11 protein-coding genes and 1 pseudogene are annotated in these 18,337 nt (G+C 68.8%); 5 read left to right on the top strand and 7 right to left on the bottom strand.

The genetic code is table 11. The features are described 5' to 3' along the window. Positions 1-216 precede the first annotated feature (216 nt). From AB0436_RS06125 to AB0436_RS06115, 3 genes are all read right to left on the bottom strand, one after another. A complete protein-coding gene (locus AB0436_RS06125; protein WP_366466505.1) occupies positions 217-1,548 on the bottom strand; it encodes an enolase C-terminal domain-like protein in 1,332 nt (443 codons plus the stop codon). A gap of 43 nt (positions 1,549-1,591) precedes the next feature. Beyond that, the gene (locus AB0436_RS06120; RefSeq protein WP_366466504.1) at positions 1,592-2,929 is read right to left on the bottom strand and encodes a gluconate:H+ symporter; all 1,338 of its coding nucleotides are present in this window, start codon (positions 2,927-2,929) and stop codon (positions 1,592-1,594) included. A gap of 112 nt (positions 2,930-3,041) precedes the next feature. Continuing rightward, positions 3,042-4,004, bottom strand: coding sequence for a 5-dehydro-4-deoxyglucarate dehydratase (locus tag AB0436_RS06115; protein ID WP_366466503.1), 963 nt, complete (start codon positions 4,002-4,004; stop codon positions 3,042-3,044). 106 nt (positions 4,005-4,110) lie between these two features. On the opposite strand from AB0436_RS06115, the gene AB0436_RS06110 reads away from it, so the two are divergent. From AB0436_RS06110 to AB0436_RS06100, 3 genes are all read left to right on the top strand, one after another. Next, the gene (locus AB0436_RS06110; protein ID WP_366466502.1) at positions 4,111-4,899 is read left to right on the top strand and encodes an IclR family transcriptional regulator; all 789 of its coding nucleotides are present in this window, start codon (positions 4,111-4,113) and stop codon (positions 4,897-4,899) included. Between the two features lie 231 nt (positions 4,900-5,130). Beyond that, positions 5,131-6,648: a glycoside hydrolase family 43 protein gene (locus AB0436_RS06105; RefSeq protein ID WP_366466501.1), complete on the top strand. Its 1,518-nt coding sequence runs from the start codon at positions 5,131-5,133 to the stop codon at positions 6,646-6,648. Between the two features lie 116 nt (positions 6,649-6,764). Continuing rightward, positions 6,765-7,847, top strand: a complete 1,083-nt coding sequence (locus tag AB0436_RS06100) for a MerR family transcriptional regulator (RefSeq protein WP_366466500.1) — start codon at positions 6,765-6,767, stop codon at positions 7,845-7,847. An 11-nt stretch (positions 7,848-7,858) separates the two neighbouring features. On the opposite strand, the gene AB0436_RS06095 is transcribed toward AB0436_RS06100, so the two are convergent. Further along, a complete protein-coding gene (locus AB0436_RS06095) occupies positions 7,859-9,112 on the bottom strand; it encodes a cytochrome P450 (protein WP_366466499.1) in 1,254 nt (417 codons plus the stop codon). 253 nt (positions 9,113-9,365) lie between these two features. Between AB0436_RS06095 and AB0436_RS06090 the strand changes: the two are divergent. Then, positions 9,366-10,108: pseudogene (locus tag AB0436_RS06090) on the top strand (family 10 glycosylhydrolase); the annotation flags it as partial. 12 nt (positions 10,109-10,120) lie between these two features. Here the strand turns inward: AB0436_RS06090 and AB0436_RS06085 are convergent. Together AB0436_RS06085 and katG are read right to left on the bottom strand one after the other, a co-directional pair. Further along, positions 10,121-10,705, bottom strand: coding sequence for a DUF998 domain-containing protein (locus tag AB0436_RS06085; protein WP_366466498.1), 585 nt, complete (start codon positions 10,703-10,705; stop codon positions 10,121-10,123). Positions 10,706-10,845: 140 nt separating this feature from the next. Then, positions 10,846-13,077, bottom strand: coding sequence for a catalase/peroxidase HPI (katG, locus tag AB0436_RS06080; RefSeq protein WP_366466497.1), 2,232 nt, complete (start codon positions 13,075-13,077; stop codon positions 10,846-10,848). Positions 13,078-13,307: 230 nt separating this feature from the next. Here katG and AB0436_RS06075 point away from each other — a divergent pair, with 230 nt between their 5' ends. Beyond that, complete coding sequence (locus AB0436_RS06075) at positions 13,308-13,718, top strand: Fur family transcriptional regulator (protein WP_366466496.1); 411 nt, start codon at positions 13,308-13,310, stop codon at positions 13,716-13,718. A 107-nt stretch (positions 13,719-13,825) separates the two neighbouring features. Here the strand turns inward: AB0436_RS06075 and AB0436_RS06070 are convergent, their stop codons facing one another. Beyond that, positions 13,826-17,896 (bottom strand): beta-galactosidase, encoded by a 4,071-nt coding sequence (locus AB0436_RS06070; RefSeq protein WP_366466495.1) that lies wholly within the window; start codon positions 17,894-17,896, stop codon positions 13,826-13,828. Positions 17,897-18,337: the final 441 nt, after the last annotated feature.

Genomic DNA, 18,337 nt, shown 5'->3' with positions numbered 1-18,337 from the left:
CAGGCCGCGCCGCCGTGCGGTGCGGATAGTCGCCGAGGTGCGACCGGACTACGACACTGAGCGGTCCGCGAAGAAGACGGTCAGGCGTGCGGCCCAGGCATGTCACGGCTGCACTCGTGTGGAGCGGGGCCGGTCCACAGATGCTCGGCGTAGCGGTCGGCGATCGTGTTCCAGGTCTCGGTCATCAAGATGCAGAGACGACTTGGAACGGATCGTCTAACGCACCAGGCAGGGGCGCTTGGCGTTGAACGTCCAGTTGGGCACGAGGTACTTCATGCCGACGGCGTCGTTCCGCGCCCCCAGTGCCTCCTTCCGGTACAGCTCTTGGGCCGCGAGGAGGCGGTCCATGTCGAGTTCGACGCCCAGGCCGGGAGCGTCGGGGACGGCGACCTCGCCGTCGACGATCCGTGGCGGGATGACGGTCAGCCGCTCCAGACCCTCCTGCCAGATCCAGTGCGTGTCCAGGGCGTTGTACTCCCCGGGGGCTGCGGCGCCGCAGTGCGTGATCATGGCGAGCGAGATGTCGAAGTGGTTGTTGGAGTGGCAGCCCCAGGTCAGGCCCATCGCATTGCACAGCTGGGCCACACGCACCGAGCCCTGCATGGTCCAGAAGTGGGGGTCGGCCAGTGGGATGGAGACCGACTGCAGGGCCAGGGCGTGGGTCAGCTGTCGCCAGTCGGTGGCGATCATGTTCGTGGCCGTCGGGAGGCCTGTGGCGCGACGGAACTCAGCGAGGATCTCGCGCCCGGAGTAGCCGTCCTCAGCCCCGCAGGGATCCTCGGCGTAGGCGAGCGTGCCGACCAGGGGCGAACACAGTTCGACCGCCTCGCGCAGCGACCACGCGCCGTTCGGGTCCAGGGTGATCCGCGCAGTGGGAAAGCGGTCCTTGAGCGCGCGTACGGCCTTGACCTCGTCCATGCCGGCCAGGACTCCGCCTTTGAGCTTGAAGTCCCGGAAGCCGTACAGGTCGTACGCCGCCTCGGCCTGACGGACGATCGCCTCGGGTGTGAGGGCCTCCTCGTGCCGGAGGCGGTACCAGTCGACCTCCGAGTCGGCCTCACGGACGTACTCCAGATCGGTGCGGTCGGGGTCACCGACGTAGAAGAGGTATCCCAGCACCCTTACTGCGTCGCGCTGTTGGCCGTCGCCGAGGAGGGCCGCGACCGGTACGTCGAGGTGCTGCCCCAGGAGGTCGAGCAACCCTGACTCGACGGCGGTGACCGCGTGGACGGTGGTGCGCAGGTCGAAGGTCTGGGCGCCGCGTCCATCGGCGTCACGATCGGCGAAGCGGTGGGCGATCGCCCGCAGGACACGCTTGTAGTCGCCCACCTTCGCACCGATCACCAGGGACTCGGCATCGCGCAGCGTCTGCGTGATCTTCTCCCCGCCGGGGACCTCGCCGAGTCCCGTACGGCCGTCGGAGTCCTTCAGGACGACGACGTTACGCGTGAAGTAGGGACCGTGCGCGCCGGAGAGGTTCATCTCCATGCAGTCCCGGCCGGCTACCGGATAGACGGAGAACTCGGTGACGATCGGCTGGTTGCGCATTTTCATCAAATCCTTGGGTATGGCGCTGCTAAGGGTTCTGTGGTCAGAGGCTGAGGGCGTCGAGAACCCATTCGCCCGCCAGGACTCCTCCCAGACCGAGGATGGCGAGCACCGTCGTGTAACTGGTGCGGACCTTGATCGCGTCAATGACCGACAGGTTGAAGTACTCCTTGAACAGCCAGAATCCGGGATCGTTGACGTGCGAGAAGGCGATGGATCCGCAGGACACGGCGAGCACCATCATCTCGGCGTGGATCCCGCTGCCCGAGAGGAGCGGCAGCACCACACCCGATGCCGTCACGACGGCCACCGTCGCCGAGCCGAGTGCGATGCGGAGGATGACCGCGATGAGCCAGGCGAGGATGATCGGCGAGATCGCCCAGCTGTCGGTTGCGGTCTTGATGTAGTCGGAGATCCCGCCTTCGACCAGGACGTTCTTGAAGGCGCCGCCCGCACCGATCACCAGCAGAATCATGGCCATGGCCTTGGCCGCCGAGGTGCAGGAGGCGTTGACGTCCGCGAGGCTGCGGCCGATCCGCGGTCCGAACGCCCAGGTCGCCAGCGCCAGGGTCAGCAGAAGCGCGACCGGCGCCGAGCCGATGAAGGCGACCAGGTGCAGGAAAGGGGTGTCGGCGGAGGTGGCCAGATCGGTGAGCGCAGCGCCGGCGATCAGGACGACGGGGAAGAGGGCCACGGACAGCGACCAGCCGAGGCCGGGCATCTCCTCGTCGGTGAACTCGCGCTCGCTGACGAGGCCCTTGGGGATCGCGGGGTCCATCGCCTTGACGAATGGCAGACGCGGCCACACGAGGGCGATGAGCGCGCCGGCCGGGATGGCGATGAAAAGGCCGTAGAGCAAGGTCAGCCCGATGGACGCGTGGAAGGTCGCGGCGACAGCGGTGGGGCCGGGGTGCGGCGGCAGGAAGCTGTGCATGGTGGACAGGGCGATCGACATCGGCAGGCCGACCCAGAGCAGCTTCGATCCGGTGACCCTCACGAGGGTGAACGCGATGGGCACGATGATGATGAACGCGACCTCGTAGAACATGGTCACGCCGATGAGCATGGCGGTGACCACCATGGCCATCTGGACCCAGCGGGGACCGAAGGCGTCGAGGAGCTTGCCGGCTATGCGCTGTGCTGCTCCGGAGTCCCCCATGACCCGGCCGACCATCGCACCGAGCCCGATGACGAGCATGGTGTCACCGATCTGGCCCCCGATGCCTTCCGCGAGGACGTCCGGGATCTTCTCCAGTGGGATCCCCTGAACCACAGCGACGCCGACCGCCACGAGGAGTAGGGCGGCGAAGCCGTTGAGTTTCAGTCGGGTCATGAGAAGCAGCAGAACCAGAACGCTGATACCGACTACGACGAGTGGCATGTCAGTTCTCCTTTGAACTGTCGAACTATCGAATCGCCGGCCTGCCACCGGCTTCTCGCAGTAGGTGGCAGCGGCGGCGGGTGCAGGGCATGCGGCGGGCGCCGGGGTCGTGTCAGTCGGTGCGTCGGCGTCCGGCTCCCACCAGGCTCAGACCGTGGTCGAGGATCTTTTCCAGCTCGCCGAGGTCGGCCGGGCCGGGGTCGGTGAGTGGGGCGCGTACGGGGCCGACCGGCAGACCTCGCAGCCGGGCCGCGGCCTTGACCAGCGACACGGCGTAACCCGGCATGCGGTCACGCAGTTCGACCAGCGGGACGTAGAAGTCGCGCAGCAGATTGTCCACTTCCGCGTCGTCGCCATCCCGCAGGGCGGTGAAGCAGGCGCCGGCGATCTCGGGTGCGAACGCGTGAACGGCCGACGAGTAGGCCGGGACCCCGACGGCGGCGTACGCGCGGGCCTGGATCTCGGCGGTGGCGGCGCCGTTGAAGAAGAGGAAGCCATCGGGCGCGGCGAGGGTGAGGCGCTGAAGCCGATCGAGATCGCTGTGGCCGTCCTTCAGGCCGATGACCGTAGGGATCCCGGCGATCCGGCGCACGCTTTCTGCGGTGAAGGCGACCTGGCCGCGCTGGTATGCGATGAGCGGCAGCCGGGTGCCGGACGCGATCCGGCGCAGCTGCTCGATCAGACCGTCCTGCGGGGCTCGGACCAGGTAATGCGGCATCACCAGCAGGGCGTCGGCGCCGGCGTCCTCTGCGATGCGGGCAAACCGCAGTGCCTGTGCCCAGCCGTAACCGATCCCCGCCACCACGGGCAGCCGGCCGTCGGCGACCTCGACCGTGGCCTCGACAACTGCGCGGTACTCGTCCTCGTCCAGCGCGCTGAACTCCCCCGTACCGCAAGCCGGGAACACCGCGCCGGGTGCGGTGGCCACCTGAGCGGTCAGATACGTCCTGTACGACTCCAGGTCGAGGCTGCCATCGTCCCGGAAGCTCGTGAGGGGGAAGGACAGCACCCCGCCGGCCATGCCCTCGCGCAGCCGCCGAGCCACGTCTTCGATCTCCGCACTGAACCGCTCCATGGATCCCATCCCCATATGCAGATGACGTGCATGTATGAGAACGGAGGTTAGGTGGGTGGCCCGGCCTGGGTCAATGGGCACGACAACGCGGATCTAAAATGCGGCCATGCCGGAAAACAGCGGGGTCCGCGGGGTGAAGTCGGCGGCCCGGACCGTCGCGCTACTCGAACTGCTCGCCACACGGGGCGACCGGCCCGCGCGCCTGGACGAACTCGCCAAGGACCTGGGAGTGCCGCGCAGCAGCATGTACCAGCTGCTGCAGACCCTCGTCGACTGCGGCTGGGTGCGCTCCGACACGACCGGTTCCCTCTACGGCATCGGCATCCGCGCCCTGCACACGGGGACGAGCTACCTGGACAGCGACCCACACGTGCGGACGGCCCGCCCGTATCTCGACAAGGCGTCGGACGCGCTCGGTGAGACGATTCATCTGGCCCGGCTCGACGGGCCGAACGTCATCTACCTAGCGACGCGCGAGTCCCACGAATATCTGCGCACCATCAGCCGGGTCGGCCGCCGGATCCCGGCCTACGCCGGAGCCCTTGGCAAAGCGCTGCTCGCCGAGCGCGCCGACGACCAACTCCCGCTCCCCGAAGGGACTTTGAAGGCCCTCACGGACAACACGCACACCGAGAGCACCACGCTGCTCGCCGACCTCGCCGGAGTGCGGGAGCGCGGCTACTCCGTCGACTACGAGGAGACGGTGTCCGGCATCGCGGGTTTCGGCTTCGCTCTGAGGTACGACACACCGGCCATCGACGCCATCAGCTGCTCGGTGCCGGTGGCGCGACTCAGCGAGGGGCACAGGGCCCGGATCGTTGAGGTCATGCAGGGGATACGGACGGAGATCGAGAGCGCCCTGTCACCCGCCGCAGGTGCTCCCGACTGGCGCTGACCCCTCGCTACTTGACCGGCGCGTCCCATGGGGCGGCGCTGACCCCGCAGAACGCGGTCGAGGACGGCTCGCAGGAGTGGCAACTCGTCCACTCGACGGTACGCCGCTGACGAAAGGCTGTTGGCTCAGCTCCCCTCAACGGTGAGGATGGGGCCGCCGCGACAGTCGGCGGCCCCATACCCGGACTCTCCACTCGGTGCCACCGTTTGACCGAACCAGCGAAAGGACTCGATGAAGGTGTCGAGCATGCCCGAGCCGCGCAACACCATCAACAACCCAGTGATCCCCGGCTTTCACCCCGACCCGAGCATCTGCCGGGCGGGCGCGGACTACTACCTCGCCTGCTCCAGTTTCGAATGCTTTCCCGGCGTGCCCATCTTCCACAGCCGGGACCTGGTGCACTGGACGCAGATCGGCAACGTGCTGGACCGGCCGAGCCAATTGCGCCTGCCACCCGGCACACCGTCGTCCGGCGGCATCTACGCGCCCACGCTGCGCCACCACGACGGCCGGTTCTGGCTGATCGTCACGAATGTGAGCGACGGCGGCAACCTTCTGGTCACGGCGACCGACCCGGCCGGTCCTTGGTCCGATCCCGTCCAGCTGCCCGGGGTCAAGGGCATCGACCCGGACATCGCCTGGGACGACGACGGCACCTGCTGGTGCACCTATGCCGGAGTCGAGCAGGTCCGCATCGACCCGCACACCGGGCAGACGCTGGGTCCGCCACGCCGGCTCTGGTCCGGCAGCCCGGACGCCAAAGCCCCCGAAGCTCCGCATCTGTACCACATCGGCGACTACTGGTACCTGCTCATCGCCGAGGGCGGCACCGAACGTTCTCACGGCGTCTCCATCGCCCGTGGCCGCACGCCGGCCGGCCCGTTCGAGCCGTGCCCGGACAACCCGGTCCTGAGCCACCGCGGCACCGACCACCCCATCCAGAACACCGGCCACGCTGATCTGGTGCAGGCGCCCGACGATTCCTGGTGGATGGTGCTGCTCGGCGTGCGACCGGGCGGCGGCACCCCCGGCTGGCACGTACTCGGCCGGGAAACCTTCCTCGTTCCGGTCGACTGGATCGACGGCTGGCCGGTCGTCGGCGAACTCTCAACCGTCATGCCCGCACCCCCATGGCCGCTCCAGCCACCAGCCGTCCCCTCGGGCCGGGACGACTTCGACCTGGCCGAGTTGGCTTCCCCCTGGATCTCGCTGCGGCGCCGCTCCACCGAGAACTGCACCACGAAGGAACGGCCCGGCTGGCTGACCCTGCATGCCCGTGGCGGATCACTCGACGACACCGATGTCACGTTCGTCGGCCGGCGCCAGCAACACCTGTCCTGCCGGGCACGCACGCTCATCGACCCGGCAGACGGACGCGGTGGCCTGGCCGTCCGCCTCGATGAGCAGCACCACTACGACATCGAGGCAGCATCCGGCGAAGTACGCGTAACAGCCCGCATCGGCCCGCTGAACACCGTCGTGGCATCCCGGCCGATACCGGCCGGCCCCGTGGTACTCCGCATCGAGGTGGAAGCCGTACGCACCGTGAACGATGCACGAACCGGCCCCGATGCCGTCTCCATCGGCATCGAGGAACCGGACGGCACCTACGCCGAGCTCACCGCGCTCGACGGCCGCTACCTGTCCACCGAGGTCGCCGGCGGCTTCACCGGGCGGGTCATCGGAATGTTCGCCTCAGCCGGCTCCGTTCACTTCGACTGGTTCGGCTACGAGCCGCTCGAGGGCTGAGCGGCCGGCCGATCGGTTGCGGTGAGGGGCCGCCATCCGCAGCGATGTCCGGGATCTCCCACCGTGTTGACCCTCGACCTTGTCGAGGGGTCAGAGTTCGGGATGTGGAGAACGAGATGCGCAGCATTGGGGAGATGGCCCGCGACAGCGGACTGGGGGCGAGCGCCCTGCGGTTCTACGACCGTGCCGGCGTCCTGGTCCCTGCCTGGGTGGACCCGGCGAGCGGCTACCGCTGGTACGCCACCGAGCAGCTCGAAGAGGCCGGGGCGCTGGCCCGGCTGCGTCGGGCCGGCATGCCGCTCGCGGACGTCCGGCTGGTGCTGGCCGGCTGGTCCAGCGCGGACACGGACCTGGTGCGCAAGCTGCTCCAGGCGCATCTGCGCCGTCTCGAGCTCGGGCTGTCCGACGCCCGCAGTGAGTTCTCCACGCTCCGAGCACTACTCGACCACAGGGAGAACCCCATGACATCGCCCCGCACCACGACCGTCCGGCTGTCCGTCTCCGCGCCCGAACTGGCCGCCGCGTTGGACGCGGTCCGTTTCGCGGCCAGTACCGACCCGGAACTGCCGATGCTCGGCGGGGTCCTCTTCGACGCGGAGGACGACGCACTCCACGTCGTGGCCACCGACCGCTACCGGCTGGCCGTGGCGCAGGCCGGCGCCACCGGGCATGGCGGGCCCCGTACACAGGTCATCGTGCCCGCCCCGCTCGCCGACGCGATGCGGGCGCTGCTGAGCGATGAGGAACCCGCCGAGCTCGCCGTGGACGGAGACCGCGTGAGCCTGGAGACCGGGGGCCGTCAGGCGGCCGGGCAGTGTCTCGCGTACGACTTCCCCGACTACCGCCGACTCGTCAACCTGCCGTCCGGGCGCCGCACTCCGGTCGATGTGCCGGCCTTCCGGCAGTCACTGGAGACCGGTCCGGTCCGTGCCGGCGAGGTGCGCGAGCAGGACGGCGCTTCCTATGACCTCAGTGTGCTCAAGGTGGCCGACGACGGCACGGTGGTTCCCTGCGCAGACGGTGACGACGACCGGAACAACGTCGCCGTCAACCGCGATTTCCTGCTGGACGCACTCACCGCCGCGGGCCGGGACCAGCTGATCCTGGAGTTCGGCGCCTCCACGACGCCTCTGGTGATCCGCCGCCCCGACGACGAAGAGACGTTCTCGATGCTGATGCCGGTCCGCCTGGACGACTGACCGCCATACGCTCAGCGCAGGTACACCGGGAGTGCTTCGATGCCGTACACGATCGACAGCCTGCGGAAGGCCAGATCCTGCGGAGGGCTCGCCAGGCGCATGTGAGGGAACCTACGCACCAGGGCCGGGTAGGCCGCGCGGAGTTCCATCCGCGCCAGTTCGGCGCCGATACAGCGGTGGATTCCGTAGCCGAACGCGAGATGCCCCGTGGTGTCGCGGTGCGGGTCGAAGCGCCCGCCGTCCGCGGTGTACGACGGGTCGCGGTTGGCGCCGCTCAGGGAGCAGAGGACCATGTCACCCCGGCGGACGACCTGCCCGGCCACCTCGATGTCCTGGCGGGCGAACCGAGGGAAGGCGATCTGCACCGCGGTGAGGTAACGAAGCGCCTCCTCGACGAACGGCGCAGTCATCGCACTGTCGGTCCGTATGCGCTCGAAGAGGTCCTGGTCCCGCAGGAGTACGAGTGAGCCGAGAGCGAGGGTACTGGCGGTCGTCTCGAACCCGCCGGTGAGCACGCCGTCGGCGAGGCCGGCGAGTTCCTCGTCGTCGACACTGTCGCCGTGCTCGCGCACGATCATGCCCAGCAGACCGTCGCCCGGCTCCGCCCGCTGCTTCTTGACGACGTCCCGGAAGTAGCCGAGCGACGCCGACATGGCGCCGAAGGGTGCGGTCGATCCGGCGGCGAGGTCGAAGCGGTCCATGGCCAGCCGCTGAAAGTCGTGACGGTCCTCATAGGGCACGCCGAGCAGTTCACAGATGGTCAGGGAGGGGACCGGCAACGCGAACTCCTGCACCAGGTCGACGGGCCCCGGCAGGGCCTCCATTGCGTCCAGGCGCTCCTCCACGATGGCGTCGATCCTGGGAGTCAGGCGCCGCAGCCGACGCATCGTGAACTCGGGGGTGAGGATCCGTCGCAGCCTGGTGTGAACGGGAGGATCGCTGAACCCGAGCCCGCCGGGGGCCTGTTCCGCCGCCACCCCGGCATTCGCAGCGAGATGAGCGAAGTCGGTACTGAAGGCGTCGGCCGCGCCGAGGACGGCTCTCGACTCCTCATAGCCGGTGACTATCCAGGCGTCCATGCCGAACGGCAGCGATACCTTGGACACCGGCGTCTTCGCCTGCACCTTGGCCAGCCTGTCCACGGGATCCGTGCCGTCGCGGCGCATCAGCATCAGCAGATCTGCCGGCAACAGCCTGATGGTGGAGGGCCCGAGCCCGCGCTGCTGGATCCTGGACAGGTAGGCGCGCCCGATCCGGGCGGTCATACGAGAACGGAATGTCGTCCTCAACGTGCACTCCAAAGGCTGGGCAGAAAGCGCGGAATCGAACGTGGGCGGGTGCGAGAACGGGCGGGCGGCGAGTGGTGTCGGCGTTATGTCTCGAACAAGGGAGACAGCCGACGGTACACAGTGGTGCGGGCGCGCCCGTCCGCGGCCTCCACCAGCCCTTGACGTCGCTCCTGGCCTGCGGATGAATGGCGCTTCGGGTGAGCGGTCAATCGGCGAACTGTAGGAACACATGGGACGTATGAGTCGAAGGGCGCTGATTGCGGGAGGTACTGCGGTGGTTGGGGGGCTCGCGCTTCCCAGCCGGGCCGTGGCAGCCGCGCACGCGAACCGCCGGGGTGGAGGAGGCGGTAGGTGACGCGAGCTGCGCGGCGTATGGATCGCCACGGTCGCCAACACGGACTGGCCGTCCCGGCCCGGGCTGTCTGCCGCCGACCAGCATGCCGAACTCCTGGCGTATCTGGACAGCGCGGTACAGCGGAAACTGAACGTCGTCATCCTTCAGGTACGGCCGACCGCAGACGCACTGTGGCCTTCACCCTACGAGCCCTGGGCGGAGTGCCTCACCGGCGTAAAGGGGCGGGACTCCGGCTGGGACCCGCTGGGCACCGCGGCCGAGGAGGCACACCCAGGACGCGATCATGGACGCCGTACGCCGCTACGACATCGACGCGGTGCACTGGGACGACTATTTCTACCCTTATCCCGTCGCAGGTCAGACCTTCGAGGATGACGCCACCTACGCAGCTTACGGCGCCGGCTTCCCGGACAAGGCAGCCTGGCGGCGCGACAACAACGACCGACTGGTACGCGACACGGCCGCCCGGATCAAGCGACACGGCCCAGCCCGCACCCTGGCAGGATCCGGCCGAGCTCTCCCGCCATCTCACCTTTGCCGACCATGACCAACGGGTGCGGGGACACGTGTTCTTCTCCGGCAAGGAAGTTGTCGCGGATCCGACCGGTGCCATGGCCACTGCCTGTGTGTCAGTCAGCGCGACGCTGGCAGGAGACGACGACCAAGAAGGGCCACAGCGCCTGGAGGAAAGTCAGCGCACGCTCGGCAACGCCGGGCGCCCTGCCGGTCTGCAACTCCACCACGAACCACATCGCGCTCACGCACATCAGCGCGCTCGCCGAGAGCGACACGCCGAACCGCAACCCCCACGGCACTGCTCTCCCCCTGCGGTCGGCAGCCAGCAGGGGCCATAGCGCCAACAGGACGAAGCCGACGCTGGCCACGGCCCCGTGTTTCAGTGCCCCGCCGCTACTGGGCGCGGGCACCAGGGTCAGTGCCAGCGCAGCCAGTCCGCCACCGGCCAGAGCCGCACGCCCGGCGAACGCCGCCGCCCGAAGCCCGTGCGCCGTGGCCAGGTAGCAGGTCCCGAGCCCGATCAGTATCCCCGTCATCAGCCAATAGCTGCTGGCTCCATAGGATGCCAGCACGCTGAGGGTCTGCTTCTCCGGGTCGTACGTCGGGCCTTGCCGCAGTTGCGCGATCGTCCCGGCACCGACCAGAAGCACAGGGGCGCACCCGGAAGAGAGCAAGGTCCACCGGGGGGCAAGTCGCATTACACCACCATAAACCGGACGGAACCGTCACCCCGAGGTGTCCGGGCCGCGCCGCTCGCCCGGCACAGCACACGTCCAGGTCGGCCCGCGCGGGCCGACCTGGACGTGGTGATCAGGACGTCGCGATCAGGATTTCGCGATCAGGCGACCTCGAACCGGTCGAGGTTCATCACCTTGTCCCACGCTGCGACGAAGTCCTTCACGAACTTCTCCTTCGCGTCGTCGCTCGCGTAGACCTCGGCCAGCGCCCGCAGCTCGGAGTTCGAGCCGAAGACGAGGTCGGCGCGGGTGCCGGTCCACTTGACCTCGCCGGTGGCCGCGTCGCGGCCCTCGAACGTGGTGCTGTCCTCGGACGTCGGCTTCCACGTCGTGCCCATGTCGAGCAGGTTGACGAAGAAGTCGTTGGTCAGCGATCCGGGAGTCTCGGTGAGGACGCCCAGCGACGACTGCCCGTGGTTCGCACCGAGGACCCGGAGGCCGCCGACGAGCACGGTCATCTCCGGCGCGCTCAGCGTGAGCAGGTTGGCCCGGTCGATGAGCAGGTACTCGGCGGGCAGTCGGCTGCCCTTGCCCAGGTAGTTGCGGAACCCGTCGGAGGTCGGCTCCATCTCGGCGAACGACTCGACGTCGGTCTGTTCCTGCGAGGCGTCCGTGCGGCCCGGCGTGAAGGGCACCTCCACCGTGAGACCGGCCTCTTCGGCGGCCTGTTCGACGGCCGCGCAGCCGGCCAGCACGATCAGGTCGGCGAGCGAGATCTGCTTGCCGCCGGTCTGCTCGGCGTTGAACGACTTCTGCACGCCTTCGAGGGCGGTCAGCACGGTCGCCAGCGACTCGGAGTCGTTGACCTTCCAGTCGCGCTGCGGCTCGAGGCGGATCCGGGCGCCGTTGGCTCCGCCGCGCTTGTCGGTGCCGCGGAAGGAGGCAGCCGAAGCCCACGCGGTGGACACCAGCTGGGACACGGACAGCCCCGAGCCGAGGATCCGCGTCTTGAGTGACGCGACGTCCTGGGCGTCGACGAGCTCGTGCGTCACCGCCGGGACCGGGTCCTGCCACACCAGCGTCTCGGTCGGGACCTCCGGGCCGAGGTAGCGGGAGACAGGGCCCATGTCACGGTGGGTCAGCTTGAACCAGGCGCGGGCGAAGGCGTCGGCGAACTGGTCGGGGTTCTCGAAGAAGCGCCGCGAGATCGGCTCGTAGACCGGGTCCATGCGCAGCGCGAGGTCGGTCGTCAGCATCGTCGGGGCCTGGCTCTTGGACGGGTCGTGGGCATCCGGGATGGTGCCCGCGCCGGCGCCGTCCTTGGCCGTCCACTGCTTGGCTCCGGCGGGGCTCTCGGTCAGCTCCCACTCGTAGCCGAAGAGGGTCTCCCAGAAGGTGTTGTCCCACTTCGTCGGGGTGGGCGTCCAGGTGACCTCGACGCCGCTGGTGATCGCGTCGCCACCCTTGCCCGAGTTGAAGGTGGAGCGCCAGCCGAGGCCCATCTCCTCCATGCCGGCCGCCTCGGGGTCGGCGCCTACGTGGTCGGCGGGGCCCGCGCCGTGGGTCTTGCCGAAGGTGTGGCCGCCGGCGATCAGGGCGACGGTCTCCTCGTCGTTCATCGCCATCCGGCGGAACGTCTCACGGATGTCGCGGGCCGAGGCGATCGGGTCCGGGTTGCCGTTCGGGCCCTCCGGGTTGACGTAGATGAGTCCCATCTGGACCGCACCGAGGGGGTTCTCCAGCTCGCGCTCACCGGTGTAGCGCTCGTCCCCCAGCCAGGTGGACTCCGGGCCCCAGTAGACGTCCTCCTCGGGCTCCCAGACGTCCGCACGGCCGCCGGCGAAACCGAAGGTGGTAAAGCCCATCTCCTCCAGGGCGACGTTGCCGGCGAGGATCAGCAGGTCGGCCCAGGAGATGTTCTGGCCGTACTTCTTCTTGACCGGCCACAGCAGGCGGCGTGCCTTGTCGAGGTTGCCGTTGTCGGGCCAGCTGTTGAGCGGCGCGAACCGCTGCTGGCCGGCGCCGGCTCCGCCCCGGCCGTCGCTGACGCGGTAGGTGCCCGCGCTGTGCCAGGCCATCCGGACGATGAGCGGGCCGTAGTTGCCGAAGTCGGCCGGCCACCAGTCCTGCGAGGTCGTGAGCACCTCGGCGATGTCCCGCTTGACCGCGGGCAGGTCGAGGGCCTTGAACGCCTCGGCGTAGTCGAAGTCCTCGCCGAGAGGATTCGCCACGACGGGGTTCTTGGCCAGGACCTTCAGATTGAGCCGGTCCGGCCACCACTGGCGGTTACCGCCGCCCTGAGTCGGGTGCTGGGCGCGCACGTGCGCAACCGGGCAGCCGCTTGTGCCCTCCGTCTTCGCGTCTGTGACGATTGCGTCGTGGTTCTCGGACATGGGAATCCTTCCGGACTGGGCGAATCACGGTGCTGTGGAACTGCGGGCGGTGGAACTGCGGGGCCACGTCCGGGACGGCGTGTCGCGTCACGTCCGTGTCTCCTGCCGTACCGGAGTCTTCCCGTCCCTTGGCTATCGCCGTAAGCGATCCTACAATGGACACAGTCCAAGTCAAGAAGCAGGCCAATCCCCTGTACGATCCCCCACCGAACCTGAACGGGTGAACCGATGTGAGTGACCTGCTGGAGCGACTGCGAGGGCGTGGCTGGCGGATGACCTCGCAGCGGCGGGTCGTCGCGGAGGTCTTCGACGGCGATCACGTGCATCTCACCGCCGACGAGGTGCTCGTCCGCGCGGCAGAGCGGCTGCCGGAGATCTCCCGGGCGACCGTCTACAACGCCCTGGGCGAGCTGGTCAGCCTCGGTGAGATCACCGAGGTCTCGACCGACGGCCGCGCCAAGCGCTACGACCCCAACGCCCACCACCCGCACCAGCACCTGGTGTGCTCCGGCTGCGGGACCATCCGGGATGTCCACCCGACCGGTAGTCCGCTGGCCGACCTGCCGACGGAGGAACGCTTCGGCTTCACCGTGTCCGGCGTCGAGGTCACCTACCGCGGGCTGTGCCCGTCCTGCGCCTGACACCGCACCACCGAGCCGTCGGCGCCCGGCCGCCCCGCGCAACGGCGAAGCCTCCGCCCCTTCCGGGACGGAGGCTTCGCCGGGGTCGGTCCCGGGAACGGCTCGGGCTAGCCGCAGGTCAGCGTCGGCGCCGCCCAGTCGCCGTGGTCGCTGCCGTTGCCGTCACCGGCGTCGCCGACCTTGAGGTCGACCACCTGCACCCCGGTGAGATCGACATCGATCGGCACCGCGGCCTGCTTGCCGCGCACCGGATCGGTGGTGACCAGGGTTTTGCCGTCGGCGATCACCGAGAACGTGACCGTCCCCGCACCACCGGTCTCGTCGTCGACCCCGACGTCCGCAGTGAGCCGCGAGCACTTCCCTGCCAGATAGAGCTCGACGTCGCTGACCGCATTGGTGCCGAGACCCTTCGGATAGCCGACGCCGGCGACAGTGAGAGGACGGCCGTCCCCGGCCGCCTGCTCGCCGACGCTGCTGTCGCGCTCCACCGGACCCCATCCGTTGGTGGAGGACAGGAACGGCAGAGCGCTCACGGCGACCTTCCCGTCCGGCGGGGCCGGCGGGATCCCGGCGACGATGCGCTCGTCACCGGCGGCGGCCTGCCGCCCGCGCTGCGTGTAGTGCACCGTGGCGGTGAGGGCCGAGGCGGAGGGCAGCGTGCCGGCCGGCGGCTGCACCTTCCAGGTGAAGGTGGCCGACCTGCCGGGCGGCAGGAGCTTCACCGACGCGGGGCTCGGCTCGCTCGCGCTCCAGCCGTCGGGCAGCCCGAGCGAACCGGTCAGCAGGGCGGCCGCCGGGCGGCCCGCCGGGACGCGCACCGTTGCCGTGGCCGTGAAGGACTGTCCTGATGCGGCGGTGTCCGGCACGTCCAGAGCCACATCCGCCCCCGGCCGCTTCGGCATCGCGTAGGTCGCGCTCCGGTAGCCGGGGCTGTCGTTCTGCGCGACCCGAAGGGAGGACGAGTAGCTGCCGTAGTTGGTGAGCGACACCTTTCCGAGCCCGCCGGTGCTGCCGTCCAGATTCCACACGGCGATGGCGATGGTGTTGTGACCGTCCGGATTCAGGATCCCGTTCGGCACCGGGAAGGTGTGCTGCGGCCCGAGGTAGTTGACGTAGTTGCCGACCTGCCAGCCGTTCACGAAGATCGTGGCGCGGTATTTGCGCGCCGGGTCGTCGGTGAACGTCAACCCGAGCGAGGTGTCCTGGCCGTGCGGCAGTTTCAGACTGACGTCGGTGCGATACCAGGAGACCCCGGGGCGGGTGTCGCTGGTGGGCAGGGACGTGCTGCTCCACTTGGCGTCCGGGAAGCCCGGCAGGGACCAGCCGGCGCGCTCGCCGTACAGCCCGCCGGTCGACAGCGCGCCGCGCGTCGTGTCCAGCAGGTCCTCGCCGCCGCGCACGCCCTGCAGCCGCCAGGTGACGGGGGTCAGCGCCGCCCCGACCAGGGAAGCGCTGGTCAGGCCGCGCGGCGTCTTGTTGCCGTTGGTCGAGTTGTAGTCCTCTTCGTGCCCCATGTTCACGGTGAGTACGGAGATGACGTTGTCGCCGTCCGGCTTGACCGCATCGGCCGGGAAGGTGAAGTCGGCGCTGCCGGTGGTGGAGCTGCCGAGGAAGGTGCCGTTGAGCCAGGCGGAGAACGCCTGCGCCTTGCCGCCGGAGTCCGAGACCAGGTGGATGCCCTTCTCCTTGCCGGTGGCGCGGAAGCGGCCGCGGTACCACGTGTTGCCGGTGTGGAATCCGTAGTCGTCGGCGTAGAGCACCGGAAGCGAGTTGATGCCGGACACGCTGTTGGTCGTGGTCCTGTCGGCCACCTGCCAGTGGGAGTCGTCGAAACCGGAGGCCGCTTCGGGTGATTCCTCGGCATGCTTCCAGTTCGTCAGCGCCGGCAGGTGGATCGGGGCGGCGACCGGGATGGTCCCGGTGAGGCCGCTGGTCTCGACGGCCCGGGAACCGAGCGCGTCGCCGTTCCAGGTGACGTGGTCGGCTGAGGTGAACACCTCGATGTTCTTGTCGTCGGCGTTGTCACCGGTGAGCGCCACGGTGTGGCCGTCGTCCAGACTGGTCGCCGTCCGCAGCAGGTGGCTGCCGCGTACGAGTACCGGGCCGGTCGCCGTGTCCTGGCGCCAGAAGGTCTCCGCCGTCGACTTGTCGCCGACGAGCAGCATCAGCGGGCGCGATCCGCCGCCGCTGATGTTGACGCGGATCAGGCCCTTGTGGGTGTAGTTCAGCCGGAGGTCACCGGTGTCCGCGTCCCAGGTGGTCGTGACCGGCCCGCCGCTGCTGGTCACGGTGGGCTTGGAGGAGTAGTGCAGGACGGTCTCGCCGTCGCTGCCCGGATCGCCGTAGAGGACCGCGACGTCCCGGTTGCCGATGGTCGCGTCGGTCATGATCTCCGACGTCGAGTACTGCAACTGCGAGTCCCCGAGGCGGTAGTTCGCCACGATCACGTGCGAGTCGCGGCCGTCGAGCGTGATCGCGGTGCCCGGCTGTTGCGGCACGACCGGGTAGGTCGGCGTCGAGGTGGCGTCCGTGGGCAGGTCGATCGCGTCGATGGACACGAAGTTGTCCGACGACGCCGAGCTGTGGGTCCCGGCGACGACGATTTTCAGCGTGTGCGCTCCGGGTGACAGACCTGACTTCTGGAAGATCACCGCCTGGTCGTCGCTGCCGGAGTCGTCGACCGTTGCCGCCTTGGCGCCGTCGAGGTAGACGTCGGCGTACCCGTGGTTGTTGGTCTTGGACCCGATCCAGCGAACGGCGGTGCCGTCGAACGGGACGGTGACCGAGTCACCGGCCTTGCTGGAGAACGACTCGGTCTTCTTGTAGTCGCCGCCGGTGTAGCTCTCGTTCGCCACATGCGACCACGACCCGGTGTACTGCAGGGCGGAGTCGGTGTCGTCCCAGGTGTAGCTGGTGTCCGCGGACGGCTGGGCGCTGAAGTCCAGCGAGATGTGGGTCTTGTCGACCGCCGTGGAAGTGGAGTCCCCGTGCCGCAGAACATGGAACTGGGTCTTGGTGTCCGGGTTCATCCGGGCGGTGTCGACGACCGCCGCGTCGTCCGGCCGCGCCGCCTTGATCGCGTCGGTCTTGGTCAACGGCGTGACCGCCTGCGTGAAGTACCCGATCAGCTTGTCCTCGTAGTACTTCGGGTCCAGCTGGCGGTTCTCGCGAATCGCCGCGCCGTAGTCGTAGGACGTGTAGTTCTCCGGCATGCCCAGCCAGCCCCAGTTGGTGCCGCCGTAGGTCATGTAGAAGTTCTGCGCTGTCGCCCCGACGGCTATGTTCTGCTTGTAGAACACGTTCGCGAACTGATCGTTGATCAGCTGGGCGCACTTGTCATAACCGGGGCCGCCCCAGGGGTCGAAGGCGCCCCCTTGGAACTCCGGAGAGTAGAGCGGCTTTCCGGCCGGGTGGTCGTAGCCGATGTTCGGGACGCCGTTCCACTTGGCGGGGTTCGAGCAGTTGAAGCCCTGCGGGTAGGAGTCCGGGCCGTCCACGTCGAGGGCGCCGTCGCCGGAGTTGAAGGTGCCGTTGTTGTTACCGGTCAGCGGGACCGTGATGCCGTCCGCACGGGCCTTGTCCTCGAGATGCTGCATATAGGCGCGGGCCGCCGCCGAGCCGTTGTAGTACTCGTTCTCCACCTGGTAGGCGATCACCGAGCCGGTGCCGTCGGTCAGCTGGTGCCGGGCGATGATCCGGTCGATCTGCGTCAGCCACTCGTCGGCGTACTTGAGGAACTTCGGATCGTTGCTGCGGTTCTTCCCGGCCTTCGTGGTCATCCACCCGGGCAGGCCACCGCCGTCGACCTCCGCGTTGATGTACGGCGCCGGGCGTGCGATCACGTAGAGCCCAGCCTCCTCGGCCATGTCGAGCAGCTTGTCGACGTCGCGCACGCCGCTGAAGTCGTACACGCCGGGCTTCGGCGAGTGGTATCCCCAGTCGAAGTACAGGGAGGTGGCATTGAAACCGGCTGCCTTCATCTTCTGGAAGATGTCGCGCCACAGGTCGGGGCTGGGGAGCCGGAAATAGTGGAACTCCCCGGACCACAGGTAGGTGCGCTTGCCGTCGACGAGGAACGAGTAGCCGTCGAAACTCACCTTGTGCGCCTGAGAGCTGATGGCGGGCGCGGAAGCAGGAGTCTGCTTCCCGGCGCTTTCCGCCATGGCGGGCGCGGTCATGCCCGCGAAAAGGGCGAGGGCCAGGGCTGTCGCGAGGATCGCCCACCACCGTCGAAGGTGGGCGGGTCTCGCACCCGCTGAACTGTCCCGATTCCGACTACCTTGCACTGCGGCCTCCACACTGCCTGAGGAATCAACACCCAACAAATTCGAGCGAAGTCGAACACTAAGGGCGGCCGAGAGGCAGCACAAGGGGGTGGGACGGAGGTAGTCGCGATGCGCCCCCGAGGCGGGGTGGTGGAGCGACGGCAGCGGCTGACGCCCACTCATCGGGCGGGCAGGCACGGCTGCGACGGCTCACAGCCGCCATGCGGCCAACTGTTGGGTTACGTCGAATCGTGTGTCCCGGCGTACGCCCACCGCGCTGTCCGGCCGGCCGGTGGCGTCGGTGCGGCCGGGCGGCCTTGTCCGGCGGTACTCCATCGGAGGGCAAAGTCCGGG

The sequence above is a fragment of the Streptomyces sp. NPDC051322 genome (assembly GCF_040689485.1).
In the GTDB taxonomy this organism is placed as follows: domain Bacteria; phylum Actinomycetota; class Actinomycetes; order Streptomycetales; family Streptomycetaceae; genus Streptomyces.
Note: the sequence above shows the minus strand (reverse complement) of the source record. Positions and strands in the feature narration are given on the sequence as shown.